The sequence below is a fragment of the Bacillus sp. P14.5 genome, assembly GCF_003316765.1.
GTDB lineage: Bacteria > Bacillota > Bacilli > Bacillales > Bacillaceae_B > Rossellomorea.
Genome location: NZ_NIJF01000095.1, coordinates 56,988 through 75,538 on the forward strand (window position 1 = coordinate 56,988; position 18,551 = coordinate 75,538).

Here is an 18,551-nt window from a genome sequence, read left to right on the forward strand (position 1 = left end):
TACCTTTTTTATGATTGTTTCCTCTTGTAATGCATGACAGACGTTATAGCAGTACAATTAACAGGCTTTCTCATTACATGGGGCTGCGTTTGCTGACTTCAGATTTCTTTCTATAATGCTAAATTTGAAGGCTTTTATTTAATTATTTTACTCTGCTATTACAATGTACAGGGTGCAGCAAGCAGCAGTGTGTATGCAAAACAGCGTAACTAAGTGATAAAACGACTGAAAGATTGGATGTGACTGTTAATGGTTGTGAGCATGACCGGCTTTGGCAGGGCTAGAGTGGAGTCGGGACAACATGTGGTTACGGTCGAGATGAAATCGGTGAATCACCGCTTTTGCGAGTTAAATATCCGCACGCCTAAACAACTGGTTAAAATAGAGGAAAAGTTAAAGAAACGAATGACCGAATACATAAAGCGGGGGAAAGCAGACGCCTTCATCACAATTACAGGGGAAGGGCTTGTCCACCGGAAACTTAAGGTCGATTGGCAGCTGGCCGATGATTATATACAAAGCATACATACTTTGAAAGAAAAATTCTCCCTTAAGGATGAAGTCCGGCTGCAGGATATCTTACAGAGGGATGAACTTATATCTATTGAAGAAACAGAAGAAGAGAACGATGAACTTGAAAACCTCGTCGAACAAGCACTTCTGCAATCGCTTGAAGATCTGACAGCAATGCGGAGGGCAGAGGGGGAAAAGCTGCATGAAGATCTCCTGTCCCATATCCGCTTATTCAGTGAAACCCTGCATTCAATAAATGAACATGTCCCCAAAGTTATGAACCAATATAGAGCCAGGCTGGAACGGAAAATCAAGGAACTCACTGAAAATCAAGCAGATGAGTCAAGAATCCTGACGGAAATTGCCATCTTTGCAGATAAAAGCGATATTTCTGAAGAGATAACCAGGCTGGAAAGCCATTTGACTCAATTTACGGCTTCCGTCAGCCAGGATGTTCCGATCGGGCGCAAACTTGATTTCATTATCCAGGAAATGAACAGGGAAGTGAATACGATTGGTTCCAAAGCAAACGATGCGAAATTAGCTGCCTTTGTAGTGGAAATGAAAACCTGCCTTGAGAAATTGAGGGAACAAGTGCAGAATGTGGAATGAATTGATTATTTTTTGTTGGATAAGGTCAAAATAGACTATTGAATGGAGGAGCATTATGTCTATAAAGCTCATTAATATAGGGTTTGGCAATATAGTATCGGCGAACCGGATCATCTCTATCGTCAGTCCTGAATCAGCACCGATCAAAAGGCTCATTCAGGATGCCAGGGATCGGGGAACACTGGTTGACGCCACTTATGGAAGACGGACCAGGGCAGTAATCATCACTGACAGCGATCATGTGATTTTATCGGCGGTCCAGCCGGAGACGGTTGCGGCTCGTTTAACGGATAAAGATGATATTTCTGAAGAAGGGCAGGGTAAATAATGAAAGAAAAAGGGCTGCTTATTGTGCTTTCCGGTCCTTCGGGTGTAGGGAAAGGTACAGTACGTAAAGAAATATTTTCCCAAGAGGATACTCGTTTTGAGTATTCCATTTCCATGACGACCCGGCTTCCGAGAGAAGGAGAAGTAGATGGTGTTGATTATTTCTTCAAATCACGCGAAGAATTTGAAAACCTCATCGAAAAAGGGAAGCTGTTGGAATATGCTGAGTTTGTCGGCAATTATTATGGAACTCCTGAAGACTATGTCCGCGAGACTATTAATAACGGAAAAGATGTCTTTCTGGAAATCGAGGTTCAGGGAGCTAAGCAGATCAGGGAGAAGTTCCCTGAGGGACTTTTTATTTTCCTTGCTCCTCCGAGTCTGTCTGAGCTTCAAAACAGAATTACGACAAGGGGAACAGAGACTGAGGATTTGATCCTTAATCGGATGACCACCGCAAGAAAAGAAATAGAAATGATGGACTTATACGATTATGTAGTGGAAAATGATAAGGTAGAAAATGCTACAGAAAAAATCAAATCCATTGTGCAGGCGGAACATTGCCGGATAGAGCGTGTGAAGCAGCGTTACCAAAAAATGTTGGAGGTAGATTGAATGTTAAACCCATCCATTGATTCCTTAATGAAAAAGATTGATTCCAAGTACTCTCTTGTAAGCATTGCTGCAAAGCGTGCAAGATCGCTTCAGGAAGTGGAGGATTTTATGCTTGATAAGTATGTCTCTGAAAAATATGTGGGAAAAGCATTAGAAGAGATTGAAGCGGGCAAATTGTCAATGAAGGAAAGAGAAGCTGGAGCCGTTTATTCAGACGAGTAAACAAAAACAAGTGCAAGCGGAGCATATTAATGAGGGACTGACACCTGGGGTTCAATTTAAACCTTGTGGGTCAGCCCCTTATTTTCTTTTTATAAAGTAATCCTTCATAATATAATAGAGATAATTCAATGCCAGGGCTTGAAGAGCTGTCTCTTGCTAAAATTTATAAGAGCGCCATATTAAATGCTGAAGGCTAACCATTTATCACCCGCACTGTTTATTTGTGGTGCGGTCTTTAGTGAAGAGGAGTCGAGTACCTGCTGCGGAAAGCAATTATTTCCAGCGGAGGCTTTATATTAAAAAGTGCTAAAGTTTACAAAAAGCTCTTTTATTATAGATTGTTGCTTTTGCTATTTTACCTTCATCCTCCTTTTACTCAGGAGGATTGCAGCTGAACTCCATTACTTCTCAGGAGGCACAATCTTTGCGAAGAGAGCATTATAAAAGGCTCTTTTCGTAAACTTTGTTGCTATTTAATATGATTTTCGTAAGCTAATGCTAAAAATCACCGTAATTATCCTGGTAAGCAATAAAGAAAAGAGCTTCTCACCCCGTTAAGAGAGAAAAACCTTAGTATTCAGGGGAAAGTCCGGCGGCTCTTGAGATTTTTCCGAAAGCAACAATAAATGCGAAAACAGCATTATAAAAGAGCCTTTTAAAAAACCATTAAAACGAACTGAACGAAATGAGGGGATTGTATGGTGAAGGGCAAGAAAATCCTGCTATGTGTAACAGGAGGAATAGCTGTCTATAAAGCGGCAGCACTTACGAGTAAGCTGGTACAGGCTGGAGCCAATGTTAAAGTGATCATGAGTTCATCAGCGAGACAGTTCGTCACACCATTAACATTTCAAGCATTGTCCCGAAACGATGTGTTTACAGATACATTCGATGAAAAGAACCCTGAAGTGATTGCACATATAGATCTGGCTGACTGGGCAGATCTTGTGCTTGTAGCACCAGCTACTGCGAATGTGATTGGAAAGCTGGCACATGGAATAGGCGATGACATGGTGACAACCACCCTTCTGGCTGTGACTGCACCAGTCTGGATAGCCCCTGCCATGAATGTACATATGTATGGCCACCCTGCTGTCCAAAAAAATATCAAGGAGCTTTATTCATTTGGGTATCGTTTTATCGAACCAAGTGAAGGGTACCTTGCTTGCGGATATGTAGGGAAGGGGAGACTTGAAGAACCGGAAAAGATCGTCGGGCACATAGAGGATTTCTTTCACAACCAGACACCTGTCTTCAAAGGGAAAAAGCTGATCATTACGGCAGGTCCAACCCGGGAAAAAATCGATCCAGTCCGTTTTTTCAGTAACCGGTCTTCGGGTAAGATGGGGTTTGCCCTTGCGGAGGAAGCCGCAAAGCTTGGGGCTGAAGTGACCTTGGTTTCAGGTCCTGTTTCGCTTGAGGCTCCTCATGGAGTGAAGCTCATCACAATAGAGAGTGCCGAGGACATGTACAATGAAGTGTTAAATGTCTTTGATTCTGCTGATATTGTGATCAAAAGCGCAGCGGTGGCGGACTACAGGCCCAAAGTGACTTCTGATATGAAAATGAAAAAAAGGACGGAGACCTGGCGATTGAATTCGAAAGGACAAAAGATATCCTGAAAACCCTGGGAGAAAAAAAGACGGCCAGCTGCTTATCGGATTTGCGGCAGAAACAAATAACGTAGAGCAGTATGCTGCAGAGAAGCTGAGGAAGAAAAATGCTGATATGATTGTTGCAAACAATATCACGGTGGAAGGTGCCGGTTTCGCCGGGGATACCAATATAGTCACTGTGTTCAGGAAAGACGGCACTCAGAGGGAACTTCCGTTATTATCGAAAGCGGATACCGCTAAAGAGATACTTTATGAAATCAAGAACTTGATGGATAAAGGTTGATAAGAATGAAGATTGCAAGTGTAATTGTCGATGTTCCCACTATGCAGACGGACAGGGTGTTTGACTATTCAATCCCTGCAATTTGGCAGGGGAAGATCTTTCCTGGAATGAGGGTCATTGTTCCATTCGGTCCACGAAAAATTCAAGGTTTTGTGACTGGTCTTAAAGATAAATCAAGTGCTGCCAAGCTCAAGGATCTCGTTCAGCCAATGGATCTTACTCCTGTCCTGAATGAAGATCTGCTGAATGTGGCCGACTGGCTGACAAGGCAGACGCTTTGCTTTAAAATATCAGCCCTTCAAGTTATGCTGCCAGCTGCCATGAAAGCAAAATATGAGAAGAAGATTCTGGTGAATCCGGATAAAAGAGACCTTTTGTCCCCAGAAGCCGCTGAGCTTTTCTACAATAACGATGAAGTACCATGGAAATACGCAGAAGAGGCAGGGATCCTTCCCTTGCTGCAAAAAGAAATCAAAACTGGAAGTCTTGATGTGTTTTACAGTGTGAAATCAAAAGGCAAGAAGAAAACGGTCCAGATGGTTTCCCCAGCATTGCCAAAAGAAAAATGATGGATGAAATCGAAGCGCTTCCCTCCAATGCTGAAAAACAAAAAGCTGTACTGAAACACGTTCTCTCAGCCGAAAGCAATGAAGGAGTACCGGCAAAAGAGGCTGCAGATGCTGCAGGAGCTTCCTCCGCAACTGTAAAAGCTCTTGTGGATAAAGGACTGTTGATCAAGAAGCATCGGGAAGTGTACCGTAATCCTTTCGCCCACAAGATTTTCAAAAAAACCAGCCCTCTGCCCCTTACCGAGCAGCAGGAAAAGGCGATAACCCCCATTCTCCATGCGGTAGAACATGACCAGCATGAAACCTTTCTATTATACGGTGTGACAGGAAGCGGGAAAACGGAAGTCTATCTCCAGTCGATCCAGGAAGTTTATGAAAAAGGAAAAGAAGCAATCGTACTCGTCCCTGAAATTTCTCTGACACCGCAAATGGTGGATCGTTTTAAAGGAAGGTTCGGCAATGATGTCGCAGTTTTGCACAGCGGATTATCCATTGGCGAGAAGTATGACGAATGGAGAAAGATCCAGAGGAAAGAAGTGAAGGTGGTCGTAGGGGCACGATCAGCTGTTTTCGCACCATTTGAAAACCTTGGCATCATCATTATTGATGAAGAGCATGAAACCAGCTACAAGCAGGAGGAAAATCCCAGGTACCATGCCCGTGATGTAGCCATCTACAGAGCCGGGCAGTACAGCTGTCCTGTCATCCTTGGCAGTGCGACCCCTGCCTTGGAGACATTTGCTCGTGCCCAAAAAGGGGTTTACAAGCTGCTGACTCTCTCCAAGCGGATGAATGCCGGTGAACTCCCTTCCGTGTCAATCGTTGACATGAGGGAAGAATTAAGGGGAGGAAACCGTTCGATGTTTTCAGAGGAGCTCTTTGAGAAGCTTCAGGACAGGCTGCAAAAAGGCGAGCAGACGGTGCTTTTCCTTAATAAGCGCGGCCATTCGTCCTTTATCATGTGCAGGGATTGCGGATATGTTACCCAGTGTCCCCAGTGTGATATCTCTTTGACATACCATAGGTTCTCAGACAGTATGAAATGCCACTACTGCGGTTACGAAACAGGAGTACCGCAAACATGCCCGGAGTGTGAAAGTGAACATATACGCTACTTTGGAACGGGAACCCAGAAGGTTGAAGAGGAGTTGGCCAAGCTTCTTCCTGAAGCTCGGGTCATCCGGATGGACGTGGATACGACGAGCAGAAAGGGATCCCACGAACGGCTTCTGGAAAGCTTCGGTGAAGGACATGCGGATATTCTCTTAGGCACCCAGATGATTGCCAAGGGGCTGGATTTTCCGAATATTACTCTTGTCGGGGTCTTGACTGCCGACACGATGCTCCACCTTCCAGATTTCCGTTCTGCGGAAAAGACCTTTCAGCTGCTGACTCAGGTAAGCGGAAGAGCAGGCAGGCATAAGCTTCCGGGTGAAGTGGTGATCCAAACCTACACTCCTGAGCATTACAGCATCGAACTGGCCGGCACGCATGATTATGATTCATTTTATCAAAAGGAAATGATGATGAGGAAAATGGGAAGCTATCCTCCTTTTTATTATTTATCCTTGATCACCATCAGTCACGAGGATCTGCTGAAGGTGGTAGCCGCTGCTGAAAAGGTGACGAAGTTCCTGCAGTCCAAATTGTCTCCCCAGTCAATCGTACTGGGTCCTGCGGCTTCCCCGATACCGAGGATCAACAATAGATATAGATATCAATGTTTGATAAAATACAAGCGGGAGCCGGAACTGCCTTCCATATTAAAGACGATACTCGAACATTCACAACAACAAAAGGCATCAGAAGGGTTAACAATTTCAATAGATGTCAATCCTTATATGATGATGTAAGAAAGAGGGATTATTCTTTGGCTATACTACCGATTGTCACCTATCCCAATGAGGTATTGGAGATAGAGTGCAGAAAAGTGACGGTTTTTGATAAAAAATTTAGAAAGTTTCTGGATGATATGTATGAAACAATGATTGCCGCTGATGGTGTGGGACTAGCTGCGCCGCAGGTAGGAAAAGATATTTCCGCTGCCATTGTTGATATCGGTGATGAAACAGGAACAATAGAATTAATCAATCCAGAAGTTTTAGAGGTTAAAGGAGAACAAAATGATCTTGAAGGGTGTCTCTCCTTCCCAGGTCTATATGGCGAAGTGTCAAGGCCTGACTATGTCAAGGTGGCATTTCAAGACCGAAAAGGCCGAAATCTCGTAGTAGAAGCAGAAGAGTTTCTGGCTAGAGCAATTTTGCATGAAATTGACCATTTACACGGAATATTATTCACTTCGAAAGTGACCAGATATATAGAAGAAGATGAACTTGAAAGGTATGAAAACGAATGACCAAAATTGTCTTTATGGGAACACCCCAATTTTCAGTTGGAGTACTTCAGAAATTGATTAATAATGATTATGATGTCATTGCTGTGGTTACACAGCCGGATCGACCTGTGGGAAGAAAAAGAGTAATGACACCGCCTCCAGTAAAGGTTGAGGCTGAGAAACACGGAATTCCGGTGTATCAGCCTGAAAAAATCAGACAGAAAGAAGAATTGGAAAAGATTCTGGCCCTAAAGCCTGATCTGATTGTCACGGCTGCTTTCGGCCAGATCCTTCCGAAGGAATTATTGGATGCTCCTCAATACGGGTGCATCAACGTCCATGCGTCCCTGCTCCCAGAACTTCGAGGAGGAGCCCCGATTCATTACTCTATTATTCAAGGGAAAAAGTCGACCGGAGTTACCATTATGTATATGGTGGAAAAGCTTGATGCAGGTGACATGATAAGCTCGGTTGAAGTGGAAATCGATGAAAGGGACCACGTTGGCACATTGCATGATAAGTTAAGCGAAGCCGGTGCAAATCTCTTGATCGAGACGATTCCTCCCCTCCTAAACGGAGAAATCTCACCCGAGAAGCAGGATGAAAGCAAGGCCACTTTTGCCTGGAATATTAAACGGGAGCAAGAGAAGATCGATTGGACAAAAGCAGGAGAAGAAATATACAACCATGTCCGCGGGATGCACCCCTGGCCCGTGGCGTATACAGAGCTTGACGGCTCCGTACTTAAAGTATGGTGGAGTGAGAAAGTGCAGGGGCATAAAGGCAGCCCGGGGGAAATTGTTTCTGTTGAAGAAGATGGTATAGTCGTGTCCACAGGCAGCGATGTATCAATAAAAATCACAGAACTTCAGCCTTCAGGCAAGAAGCGGATGAGTGCAAAAGATTATATCAGAGGTGCCGGCTCATTCGTTGAAAAAGGCATGAAGCTTGGTGAAAGACATGAGTAAGGACAAGAAGTCGGTCCGCGAAGCAGCTCTCGATGTACTTGAATCCGTGGAAAAAAATCAATCGTATAGTAACCTTTTATTAAATCATGCCATCAAGAAGCATGGGATTAAAGGTCCTGACACTGGATTGTTGACTGAATTGACATATGGAACTATACAGAGGAGGATGACCCTGGACTTCTATCTGGCTCCGTTCATCAACAAGAAATTAGAAAGCTGGGTCAGGCAGTTGTTAAGGCTCTCACTCTACCAAATGATCTATCTCGATAAGATTCCAGACAGGGCAATTTTATTTGAAGCAGTTGAAATCGGCAAAAAAAGGGGCCATAAAGGGATTGCCAGTATGGTGAATGGCGTACTGAGATCTGTTCAGAGAAAAGGGGTGCCATCTACTGACACGATTCAAGATCCTGTCGAACGTATTTCCATTGAAACCAGCCATCCCAAGTGGCTTGTAAAAAGATGGACCGGCCAATTCGGAATCGAAAAAACGAGAGAAATGTGTGAGAAGAATATCACTGCCCCTCTGCAAACAGCAAGAGTCAATACATTAAGGACAACAGTGGATGAATTGGTTAGTGTTCTTACAGATGAAGGGCTGTCTGTCCAAAAAAGCAGTATTGTACCTCATGCGATCGTCTCCTTGAAAGGAAATCTTGCCAAAACGGATGCTTTCAAAAAAGGGTTGATGACTATACAGGATGAAAGCTCCATGCTTGTGGGCCACAGTCTGGATGTCAAGGAAGGCTTCCGGGTTCTCGATGCCTGTGCAGCCCCAGGCGGAAAATCAACACATATCGCTGAGTTGATGAATGGAGAAGGCAAGGTGTTTTCGCTGGACCTTCATAAACATAAAATCAAATTGATTGATGAGAGTGCAGCCCGTCTCGGACTGGCTAATATTGATACAAAAGCTCATGACAGCCGAAAAGCGGGCGAGATATTTGAGCCTGAAAGCTTTGACCGTATATTAGTCGATGCCCCATGTTCCGGCTTAGGAGTGTTAAGAAGAAAACCTGATATTAAATATAGCAAGAACGAAAGCGACTTGGAGTCCCTACAAAAGATCCAGCTGGAAATTCTTAAAGCCGTTTCTCCCCTGTTGAAAAAAGGCGGCCTTCTTGTATACAGTACTTGTACAGTTGACCGGATTGAAAACCAGGGAACGGTTGAGCGGTTCTTAAAACATAATCCGGAATTGCGGCCATTCCAGCTGTCTCATCTGCCTGAAACCGTAATGCCGTTTATCGATGGTCATATGCTGCAAATTTTTCCTCAGGATTTTGGAGGAGATGGATTCTTTATCTCTTGTTTTCAAAAGGATTCCTGACTCCCTTAAATTGTTCACCTTCCAATAGGATGGAAAAGGTGGAAATACAAGCAGGAAAAACAGGCATGAAAGTCGTAAATGTAAATAATGCCGGTGAAAAAAGTCGAAGCGGGTCATTTCCTCATGAAACACCCGCTTTCTGCAAGATGGCAATGAAGGAAAGAGGTGGCCGTAATGAAATCTGTACACTATACAGATAAAGGGAAAGTCAGACAGCATAATGAAGATAGTGTAGGTGTCTTCAGCAATAAAGATGGTGACTGCCTGGCGGTGGTTGCTGACGGAATGGGCGGTCATCGCGCTGGGGATGTCGCCAGCTCATTGACAATCAATAAATTTGAAGAGTTATGGAAATCACAAGGGAAAATCGCCACTGCAGACCAGGCTGAAAGCTGGCTGCAGGATAAAATCAGTGAGATAAACCGCGAAGTTTTTCTGCACTCTCAATCAAATATGGAGTGCGAGGGAATGGGAACAACAGTAGTAGCAGCAATTTGCACTGAAAATTTTGCCACAGTGGTGAACATTGGTGACAGCAGAGGTTACATCCTTAATGAAAGCGGTTTTAGCCAGCTGACAGAAGATCACTCTTTGGTCAACGAGCTGGTGAGAAGCGGACAGATTTCAAAAGAGGATGCTGAACATCACCCTCGAAAGAACGTTTTGCTGAGGGCACTGGGGACAGAGGAAAAAGTAGAAATGGATACGAGAACAATTATATTTGAAGAAGAGGATATTCTCCTGCTATGCTCCGACGGTTTATCCAATAAGGTTTCAGAAGATGATATGAAAGGGATCCTTTCAGGCGGCGGCGACCTTGATGAAATCGGAAAACAGTTCATTTCACTGGCGAATGATAATGGCGGAGAAGATAATATTACATTGGCAATCGTAAAGTATTCACCTGAAAGCGGAAACGGGTGAGTTTTATGTTTAACGGCAAAAGAATCAGCGGCAGATACAAGATATTAGAGGTGATTGGCGGCGGAGGTATGGCCAATGTATACCTGGCGAAGGACATGATCCTTGACCGCGAAGTAGCCATTAAAATGCTTCGTCTTGATTTTGCCAATGAAGAAGAATTCATAAAAAGGTTTCAGCGTGAGGCGCAATCTGCCACAAGCCTTGCCCATCCTAATATTGTGAGCATATATGATGTAGGAGAAGAGGATGATATTTACTACATTGTAATGGAATATGTAAGCGGGATGACTTTAAAACAATACATACAAAAGCATTCCCCTATTTCCATTGAAAAAGCCATTGATATTATGAGGCAGTTAACTTCGGCGATAGCCCATGCCCATCAGAATCATATTGTGCATAGGGACATTAAGCCGCAAAATATTTTAATCGATCATGATGGTACAGTAAAAATCACTGATTTCGGCATTGCGATGGCGCTTAGTTCAACATCTATCACACAGACTAATTCCGTTCTTGGTTCTGTCCATTACCTGTCACCTGAGCAGGCACGCGGGGGGATGGCAACAAGAAAATCGGATATTTATTCGCTTGGGATAGTGATGTTTGAGCTGCTTTCAGGCAGACTGCCATTTTCAGGAGAATCAGCTGTATCGATTGCTCTGAAACACCTGCAATCTGAAACACCTTCTCTCAGAAGATGGAATCAGGATATACCGCAAAGCGTGGAGAATATCGTTCTCAAGTCAACGGCGAAAGATCCGTTTCAGCGTTACGATTCGGTGGAAGAAATTGAAGAAGAATTACGGACAGCTCTTGAACCGGACAGGCTGGATGAACCCAAGTTTGCTATAGAAGAGGATATGGATGCGACAAAAGCCATTCCAGTTATAACGGATGAGCGTCCTTACTCTAATATTGAACATACGATTGTTCATGATAAAAATGAATCTGAAACGACGGGGGCAGCTTCCAGTGCAGCGAAGAACGATGGTAAACCGCCGAAAAAGAAAAAGCGAAAGTGGCCGGCCATTATTATCGGTGTTTTCTTCTTGCTGGCACTCCTGGCTATTCTGGCAGTCACTGTTCTTCCTGACATGCTCGGCCCGAAAGAAGTTGAGCTTCCGGATGTAGGAGGGAAGACTCAGGAAGAAGCTGTTGAGATCCTGGTGAGGGAAGGCTTTCTTATCGGAGACTCATTGGAACAAGCCAATGAAGAGGTGCCTGCTAATAATGTAATTAAAACAGACCCTCGTGCAGGCAGGATGGTGAATGAAGGCAGTGAAATCAATCTCTATGTCAGCACCGGCAAGAAGAAAGTGAATATAGAGGATTACACAGACCAGTTCTACAGTGACGCCGAAGAGGAGTTAAAGGAACTTGGATTTACAGATGTCCAAAAGGAAGAAGAGTCTAATAATGCTGAGCCGGGCACCATTATTGATCAGAATCCTTCTCCAGATTCAGAAGTTATTCCTGATGAAACTACTGTTACTTTTACAGTAAGCACAGGTCCGGCAACTTTTGAACTGAAGGATTTGACTGGGTTGAATCAGCAAAGCTTGAATCTATATGAAGATATAAGTGGTTTGAAAATAAATAGAACTGAAGAATTTTCTGAGGACGTACCAAAGGGAGAAGTCATATCACAAGTACCAGAAGAAGGTACTCCGGTTGTAGAAGGGAATGAGGTTTCTGTCGTCATTTCAAAGGGAAGAGAGACACAGCCTCCAAAAACAGTAACCAGAGAGATCACAATTCCATATGAGCCTGAGCCTGAAAACGAAGGGGAACCTATAGCTGTGGAAATTTATATTGAGGATCAAGAGCTTAGTATTGATGAAGCTGCTCATACTTTCGGCATATATGAAGACTGGAAAGACAGTATAGAACTTACGATCGAAGACGGGAAAACTGGGAAATATAAAGTTCTCGTGAATGGTTCTGTTTTTATTGAGGAAACCACAGTCCCATATCCAGAAAATGAAGAAGAGTAGTACTAAAGGAGGCAAGTTATGCCAGAAGGCAAAATCATAAAAGCGCTCAGCGGTTTTTATTACGTTATGAGCGATGATAAAGTTACCCAATGCCGCGGCAGAGGGATCTTTCGAAAAAATAAAGTAACCCCCCTTGTCGGTGATCATGTCAGTTTTCAGTCTGATAATGATTTAGAAGGCTATATTCTTGAGGTTTTTACCAGGAAAAATGAATTAGTGAGGCCGCCAATTGCCAATGTGGATCAGGCTATCCTGGTGTTTTCCGCTGTAGAGCCTGATTTCAGTACAGCACTTCTGGACAGGTTCCTTGTCCTGATTGAAAGCAAGGATATCGAACCTTTGATCTGCGTGACGAAAATGGATTTGGTTAAGGACGAGGAGCGAGGCATAATCGAAGAATATGTTGAGAAATACCGCTCGTTTGGGTATGAGGTTATCGTTACTTCTTCAAAAACAGAGGAAGGCCTTTCTCTGTTGAAGCCTTACCTGGCTGATAAAATTTCTGTTTTCGCAGGCCAGTCCGGTGTCGGAAAGTCTTCGCTTCTGAATGCCATAAGACCTGAGCTGGAGCTGAAGACAGATGACATCTCATCCCATTTGGGACGAGGCAAGCATACGACCAGACATGTGGAACTTATAGAGGTCGAGAATGGCCTTGTAGCAGACACCCCCGGCTTCAGTTCATTGGAATTCAGTGAAATGGAGCTGGAAGAGCTTCCTGTCTGTTTTCCTGAAATGGCCGAAATAGCGGATAACTGTAAGTTCCGCGGCTGTTTTCATATGAATGAACCAAAGTGTGCCGTAAAGAAGGCGGTGGAGGAAGGAATTATCCCGAACTTCCGTTATGAACACTATGAACAATTCTATAATGAAATAAAAGAAAGAAAGCCGAGGTATTGAAATGGTTAAAATCGCACCATCGATTCTATCAGCAGATTTTGCAAACCTTGCCAATGAAATAAAAGATGTAGAAGCAGGCGGAGCGGACTACATCCATGTCGATGTAATGGATGGACATTTCGTTCCGAATATCACTTTGGGACCCATGATTGTCGATGCAATCAGACCGGTTACCACACTTCCATTGGATGTGCACTTAATGATTGCCAATCCTGATCAATATATCGAAGCTTTTGCGGATGCAGGTTCGGATTACATCACGGTCCATGCGGAAGCAACCCCGCATCTTCATAGGACGATTCAATTGATCAAGTCTAAAGGCGTAAAGGCCGGGGCTGTATTGAATCCTGGTACATCAGTAGAGATGATCAAGCATGTTATTGCTGATCTTGATATGGTTCTGTTAATGACAGTTAATCCCGGATTTGGCGGCCAGAGCTTCATTCAGTCGGTTGTTCCCAAAATCCGTGAGGTACGGGAACTCGCTGAGCAATACAACCCTTCCTTGGAGATTGAAGTGGATGGCGGAATCAATACGGAGACGGCGAAGCTATGTGCCGATGCGGGGGCAGATGTCTTTGTAGCAGGATCTTCGATTTATAAGCAGCAGGACCGGAAGAGCGCGATTATGGCGATCAGGAAAGCTGCTGAAGAATAATGTAGTCAGACCGGTAAAAGAGATTCGTCTTTTTTATTAACGGGTTCTGCTTTGAAACACAAACTTCTTATTAATAACAAAAGTAGTTGAGAAATTCACAGCATAAAATAATCTTAACATGCATGAAAATGGTCAGTGGCTGATTTGAGGTTTATTGATTTCCACTCCAGGTGCGTGATTCCGCGGGGCGTGCGGTGAGCCTCCTCGGCTTCGCCTGTGGGGTCTCACCTGTCACGCTATTCCCGCAGGAGGTCACGCACCTTCCGTTACAATCAAATCATTGCCAGCTTTTTTATAGATATCTGTTCTCATTGAAATTAATTTTGGTGACTAAAAGGTTGAGCCATAAAATTGAAGAAAAAAGTTCTTTCAATGACTGTTTATGGTGCATTTTGGATTGCGAATTGAACAGATTCAACGGTAAAGATACCGTTAAATCAAGAATAAAGGAGTGTCAAAATCGATGAGATTTGACACTCCTTTTGATGTGTTTTATATATTTCACACTCGAAAACAGAACTCGTTATCTTTATTAAACATAAGAAAGTTATTATTACCTTTATGAAAAATAGAAGGCATTCTGATAAAGCTCCTAGTCCATCCCCTCTGGTCAAATAGCCATTGGAATAAAAGGAGCACCGTCTTTTTTCTCCAGGAGCTTTTTGCATGTCGGTGCTAAACGGGGCTCATTCGCTTAATTAAAAGGTTAAATATCCTCTTGTATGGGAAAGCATGACTAATAAAGGAATACGAGGTGAAAATGATGATAATCAATATTCTTGGCGGGGGACCTGAAGAGTTCATTCCCGATTTGGAAATGTACAAAGAAGATGAAGGAGCAATCTGGGTGGGGGTCGATCACGGAGTCTTCCGCTTGCTCCATAGGGGCATTAATCCCGATATGGCTTTTGGCGACTTTGACTCAGTGAATGACGCTGAATGGAAGCTTATTGAAGAGAAAGTGAAACAAATCAACCGGTTCATGCCGGAGAAGGACGAGACTGACATGGAACTGGCCTTAAACTGGGCGATCGATAAGGCGCCTGGCTCCATAAAGATCTTTGGTGCGACTGGTGGAAGAATCGATCATTTCCTGGCAAACATTCAGCTTCTTGGAAAAAAAGAAAATCTTCACCCGGCCATCGAGATTGAAATCATTGATATACAAAATCATGTTCAAATTGTTCCGCCCGGTGAATATACTTTAGCAGATAAGAAACAAAGCAAGTATGTATCCTTTCTTCCTCTATCTGAAAAAGTTGAAGGATTGACGCTGCAAGGATTCAAGTACCCTCTTGAAAACAGGAATATTACAACGGGATCCACACTATGTATAAGTAACGAACTTATTCAGTCAACCGGTACTTTTTCATTCTTAAGCGGCATATTAATGGTGATAAGAAGTCATGATTAGGCACTCTTAACTTTTAACCATGAAGGATGCGTACTTAAATTCATCGTTTGAATATACTATAACCGATTCAAGCGAGACGACAGGTTCTAGATTGATGGGGAGGGACTATTGATGAAATTCTATACGATTAAACTGCCTAAGTTCTTGGGCGGACTTGTGAAAGCAATGCTGGGGACATTTAAGAAAGAATAAGAGTAATTAAAAACATCCTGGAAGACGGGGTGTTTTTTTATGTGTCTATATTCATGAGGAACTCCCGCTTCAAGCGGGGATGGTAATAATCCTGGCGGTGGTGTATTAAAAGGGGAGGATAACGAAAAGAGACTCCCTGAAAAGGGAGTCTCTTAATGAACATTATACACGTTCAACTTTACCGGATTTTAAAGCTCTTGCAGAAACCCAAACACGTTTTGGTTTTCCATCTACAAGAATGCGAACTTTTTGTAAGTTAGCGCCCCATGTACGCTTGTTAGCGTTCATCGCGTGGGAGCGAGCGTTGCCCGAACGAGCTTTACGGCCAGTTACTACGCATTGTTTTGGCATGGTATTCCCTCCTCATAAAAGAAGCTGAAACAATATCAGTTGTTTCACATTTCAACATAGTCATAAAAGATACTTTAATAATTTATCATACAACCACCAACAATGCAACACTTCTGCAAAAAGATATCAAGAAAAAATACTTGACGCATAGAAAAGCGGAAGACGCTGTTCAGTCCCGACAGGCACTGGGGGAACTCACAGGGAAATCCTGAACTTGGATTTTTCTGTGAGTTTCACAGTGACCCGAGGGACTAGCGTCTGGAGCTGGACAGAGAAGTGTGTAGCCGGCTTGTTCAACTCAGGGGAATCTGCTATTTTATGATAGATGGAAAAAAGCAGGTTAAATATACTCTAAAATGTATATTCCACGGAAAAATAGGGTTATTACTAATAAAAAGGGCAGCAAAAACGCGGAGAATGATGCAATTATTAATACTTTAAGGGCTCCTGGCATTACTTTAGCTTTTAAAAATATTATAGATATAGTAAAATGTCTTTAGCCAAGCATGTATTAGAAGGGGGAACAATCATGTCCATCGAAATGAAAACGAAGTTCGGGCAAATTGATATAACTAATGATGTTGTCGCAATGATCGCAGGCGGAGCTGCTATTGATTGCTATGGTATCGTCGGAATGGCTTCTAAGAATCAAATCAAAGACGGTTTGACAGATATTTTGCGCAAAGAGAACTTCACTCGGGGTGTTATCGTTCGCCAAGAAGAGGAAGAAGTACATATTGATATGTACATCATCGTGAGTTACGGAACGAAAATTTCTGAAATCGCTCACAATGTACAATCAAAAGTCAAGTATACTCTTAACAAAACCGTCGGCTTGGCGGTCGATTCAGTAAATATTTTTGTTCAGGGAGTTCGAGTAACGAACCCGTAGTGAGGAGGAAGATTCGTGTCAATTACATCTTTGGAAGGAAAGCGTTTTGCGGAAATGGTCATTCAGGGTGCTAATAACTTGGCCGCCAACGCAAATATGGTTGACGCATTAAACGTATTTCCGGTTCCTGATGGTGATACTGGAACAAATATGAATTTATCAATGACTTCCGGTGCCAAGGAAGTTCAGAACAACGTGCAAGAGCATATAGGAAAAGTGGCAGGAGCACTATCCAAAGGCCTTCTTATGGGAGCAAGGGGTAACTCAGGCGTCATTTTATCCCAATTATTCAGGGGATTCGGGAAAGCGATCGAAAATAAATCCTCGTTGAATAGTGCAGAATTTGCGGATGCATTGCAGACTGGTGTAGAAACAGCTTATAAAGCGGTTATGAAACCTGTAGAAGGAACAATCCTTACTGTTGCAAAAGATGCAGCGAAGAAAGCTGTCACCATTGCAAAAAACGAAAGTGATATCGTTGCCTTGATGGAGGAAACAGTAAAAGAAGCAAGAGCGTCTCTTGACAGGACACCTGATCTTCTCCCTGTATTAAAGGAAGTAGGGGTAGTGGACAGCGGCGGTCAGGGCTTGCTGCTGGTTTATGAAGGATTCCTTGCAGAATTGAAGGGGGAGCAGGTTTCTGACTATACCACCCTGCCTTCAATGAATGACCTTGTAAGTGCCGAGCACCATAAGAATGTTCAAGGGTTCATGAATACGGAAGATATCGAATTTGGATATTGTACAGAATTCATGGTCCGCTTTGAAGATGGCAAAGAAACGTTCTCCGAGGAAAACTTCCGGAATGACCTGAGTGCATTCGGAGATTCATTGCTTGTTATAAGCGATGAGGAACTTGCCAAGGTACATATCCATTCTGAGCAGCCTGGTGAAGTATTAAGCTACGGGCAAAAATACGGCAGCTTGATTTCAATGAAGATTGAAAACATGCGCCAGCAGCATAGCACACTCATGAATGAAACTTCGCACCATTTGAACGAAGGTGATGTACAAGCTGTAAAGCCGAAAGAAAAGAAAGAATTTGGCATCGTAACCGTTTCAATGGGCGAAGGGATTGCCGAACTATTCCGCAGCATAGGTGCAACCTATGTCATTGAAGGCGGCCAGACGATGAATCCGAGCACGGAAGATATTGTCAAAGCTGTCCAAGAAGTCAATGCGGAAAAAGTCATCATCCTCCCGAATAATAAGAACATTATTATGGCGGCCAATCAGGCAGCAGAGGTTGTGGAAGGTGATGTTGCTGTGGTTCCAACCAAAACGGTTCCTCAGGGCATGGCAGCTCTGCTTGCTTTCAATCCTTCAGCGGGCACTGCCGAGAACCAGGAGTCAATGACAGAGGCATCGAAGTTTGTCAAAACAGGGCAAATCACGTTTGCTGTCAGAGATACAAGCATAGACGGCCTGAGCATCCAAAAAGATGATTTCATGGGGATATCGGAAGGGAAAATTGTTGTAACGGGCAAAGAACGCCTGGACACAGCAAAAAACCTGCTTGAAGAAATGCTGGACGAAGAGGCTGAAATCCTGACGATCCTATACGGCGAAGATGCTTCTCAGGAAGATGTCGATGCACTTACTGAGTTTATTGAAGAAAAATACCCAGATGTGGAAGTAGAGGTTCATAACGGTAAGCAGCCATTGTACTCCTTTATCTTCTCAATAGAATAAGACTTACAAGAAATAGAAGGGGCAGCCCTTCTATTTTCTTTTGTATAGAAAGTTTTCGCTGCTGGACAGCCACAGATGTAAGTCTGTACAAGTCGTGTTATTATAAATATTGAACAGACTGATAAAAGCAATGCAGCTTGA

The 18,551-nt window shown here is 43.4% G+C and carries 16 protein-coding genes and 2 pseudogenes; 17 read left to right on the forward strand and 1 reads right to left on the reverse strand.

The features are described 5' to 3' along the window. Positions 1-249: 249 nt before the first annotated feature. From B9Z54_RS18340 to spoVM, 15 genes and pseudogenes are all read left to right on the forward strand, one after another. The gene (locus B9Z54_RS18340) at positions 250-1,125 is read left to right on the forward strand and encodes a YicC/YloC family endoribonuclease (RefSeq protein WP_113929842.1); all 876 of its coding nucleotides are present in this window, start codon (positions 250-252) and stop codon (positions 1,123-1,125) included. Positions 1,126-1,180: 55 nt separating this feature from the next. Further along, complete coding sequence (gene remA / locus B9Z54_RS18345) at positions 1,181-1,453, forward strand: extracellular matrix/biofilm regulator RemA (protein WP_113929843.1); 273 nt, start codon at positions 1,181-1,183, stop codon at positions 1,451-1,453. Continuing rightward, entirely contained in the window at positions 1,453-2,067 is a 615-nt protein-coding gene (gene gmk / locus B9Z54_RS18350) for a guanylate kinase (protein WP_113929844.1), read from the forward strand. Before remA ends, gmk begins: the two co-directional genes overlap by 1 nt. Then, a complete protein-coding gene (rpoZ, locus tag B9Z54_RS18355; protein ID WP_113929845.1) occupies positions 2,068-2,289 on the forward strand; it encodes a DNA-directed RNA polymerase subunit omega in 222 nt (73 codons plus the stop codon). Positions 2,290-2,987: 698 nt separating this feature from the next. After that, a pseudogene (gene coaBC / locus B9Z54_RS18360) lies at positions 2,988-4,188 on the forward strand (bifunctional phosphopantothenoylcysteine decarboxylase/phosphopantothenate--cysteine ligase CoaBC). Positions 4,189-4,193: 5 nt separating this feature from the next. Beyond that, positions 4,194-6,610: pseudogene (gene priA / locus B9Z54_RS18365) on the forward strand (primosomal protein N'). A 17-nt stretch (positions 6,611-6,627) separates the two neighbouring features. After that, positions 6,628-7,113, forward strand: coding sequence for a peptide deformylase (gene def / locus B9Z54_RS18370; RefSeq protein ID WP_113929846.1), 486 nt, complete (start codon positions 6,628-6,630; stop codon positions 7,111-7,113). Further along, entirely contained in the window at positions 7,110-8,060 is a 951-nt protein-coding gene (gene fmt / locus B9Z54_RS18375; RefSeq protein WP_113929847.1) for a methionyl-tRNA formyltransferase, read from the forward strand. The genes def and fmt overlap by 4 nt, the downstream gene beginning before the upstream one ends. Then, positions 8,053-9,390, forward strand: coding sequence for a 16S rRNA (cytosine(967)-C(5))-methyltransferase RsmB (gene rsmB / locus B9Z54_RS18380; protein ID WP_113929848.1), 1,338 nt, complete (start codon positions 8,053-8,055; stop codon positions 9,388-9,390). The genes fmt and rsmB overlap by 8 nt, the downstream gene beginning before the upstream one ends. Positions 9,391-9,564: 174 nt before the next feature. Further along, positions 9,565-10,314 (forward strand): Stp1/IreP family PP2C-type Ser/Thr phosphatase, encoded by a 750-nt coding sequence (locus tag B9Z54_RS18390; protein WP_113929850.1) that lies wholly within the window; start codon positions 9,565-9,567, stop codon positions 10,312-10,314. A gap of 5 nt (positions 10,315-10,319) precedes the next feature. Further along, positions 10,320-12,311 (forward strand): Stk1 family PASTA domain-containing Ser/Thr kinase, encoded by a 1,992-nt coding sequence (gene pknB / locus B9Z54_RS18395; RefSeq protein ID WP_113929851.1) that lies wholly within the window; start codon positions 10,320-10,322, stop codon positions 12,309-12,311. Positions 12,312-12,329: 18 nt separating this feature from the next. Beyond that, positions 12,330-13,211 carry a ribosome small subunit-dependent GTPase A gene (gene rsgA, locus B9Z54_RS18400; protein WP_113929852.1) on the forward strand — a complete coding sequence of 294 codons (882 nt, stop codon included), beginning with the start codon at positions 12,330-12,332 and terminating at the stop codon, positions 13,209-13,211. 1 nt (position 13,212) lies between these two features. Then, a complete protein-coding gene (gene rpe / locus B9Z54_RS18405; protein WP_113929853.1) occupies positions 13,213-13,869 on the forward strand; it encodes a ribulose-phosphate 3-epimerase in 657 nt (218 codons plus the stop codon). Between the two features lie 760 nt (positions 13,870-14,629). Then, a complete protein-coding gene (locus B9Z54_RS18410) occupies positions 14,630-15,283 on the forward strand; it encodes a thiamine diphosphokinase (protein ID WP_240190001.1) in 654 nt (217 codons plus the stop codon). A 111-nt stretch (positions 15,284-15,394) separates the two neighbouring features. Continuing rightward, entirely contained in the window at positions 15,395-15,475 is an 81-nt protein-coding gene (gene spoVM, locus B9Z54_RS18415; protein WP_006837352.1) for a stage V sporulation protein SpoVM, read from the forward strand. A 162-nt stretch (positions 15,476-15,637) separates the two neighbouring features. Here spoVM and rpmB read toward each other — a convergent pair whose 3' ends face one another. Then, positions 15,638-15,826, reverse strand: a complete 189-nt coding sequence (rpmB, locus tag B9Z54_RS18420; protein ID WP_113929855.1) for a 50S ribosomal protein L28 — start codon at positions 15,824-15,826, stop codon at positions 15,638-15,640. Positions 15,827-16,355: 529 nt separating this feature from the next. Between rpmB and B9Z54_RS18425 the strand changes: the two genes are divergently transcribed. Next, on the forward strand, positions 16,356-16,718 hold the full coding sequence (locus tag B9Z54_RS18425; protein ID WP_113929856.1) for an Asp23/Gls24 family envelope stress response protein: 363 nt from the start codon (positions 16,356-16,358) through the stop codon (positions 16,716-16,718). Positions 16,719-16,733: 15 nt separating this feature from the next. Then, positions 16,734-18,410 (forward strand): DAK2 domain-containing protein, encoded by a 1,677-nt coding sequence (locus tag B9Z54_RS18430; RefSeq protein WP_113929857.1) that lies wholly within the window; start codon positions 16,734-16,736, stop codon positions 18,408-18,410. Positions 18,411-18,551: the final 141 nt, after the last annotated feature.

Bases quoted from the DNA above. Each gene is read 5' to 3' on its own strand.
- pknB (WP_113929851.1), top strand. From the start codon at position 10,320: ATGTTTAACGGCAAAAGAATCAGCGGCAGATACAAGATATTAGAGGTG.
- rpe (WP_113929853.1), top strand. From the start codon at position 13,213: ATGGTTAAAATCGCACCATCGATTCTATCAGCAGATTTTGCAAACCTT.
- B9Z54_RS18340 (WP_113929842.1), top strand. From the start codon at position 250: ATGGTTGTGAGCATGACCGGCTTTGGCAGGGCTAGAGTGGAGTCGGGA.
- rsmB (WP_113929848.1), top strand. From the start codon at position 8,053: ATGAGTAAGGACAAGAAGTCGGTCCGCGAAGCAGCTCTCGATGTACTT.
- B9Z54_RS18390 (WP_113929850.1), top strand. From the start codon at position 9,565: ATGAAATCTGTACACTATACAGATAAAGGGAAAGTCAGACAGCATAAT.
- spoVM (WP_006837352.1), top strand. From the start codon at position 15,395: ATGAAATTCTATACGATTAAACTGCCTAAGTTCTTGGGCGGACTTGTG.
- remA (WP_113929843.1), top strand. From the start codon at position 1,181: ATGTCTATAAAGCTCATTAATATAGGGTTTGGCAATATAGTATCGGCG.
- rpoZ (WP_113929845.1), top strand. From the start codon at position 2,068: ATGTTAAACCCATCCATTGATTCCTTAATGAAAAAGATTGATTCCAAG.
- gmk (WP_113929844.1), top strand. From the start codon at position 1,453: ATGAAAGAAAAAGGGCTGCTTATTGTGCTTTCCGGTCCTTCGGGTGTA.
- rsgA (WP_113929852.1), top strand. From the start codon at position 12,330: ATGCCAGAAGGCAAAATCATAAAAGCGCTCAGCGGTTTTTATTACGTT.
- fmt (WP_113929847.1), top strand. From the start codon at position 7,110: ATGACCAAAATTGTCTTTATGGGAACACCCCAATTTTCAGTTGGAGTA.
- B9Z54_RS18410 (WP_240190001.1), top strand. From the start codon at position 14,630: ATGATGATAATCAATATTCTTGGCGGGGGACCTGAAGAGTTCATTCCC.
- rpmB (WP_113929855.1), bottom strand. From the start codon at position 15,826: ATGCCAAAACAATGCGTAGTAACTGGCCGTAAAGCTCGTTCGGGCAAC.
- B9Z54_RS18425 (WP_113929856.1), top strand. From the start codon at position 16,356: ATGTCCATCGAAATGAAAACGAAGTTCGGGCAAATTGATATAACTAAT.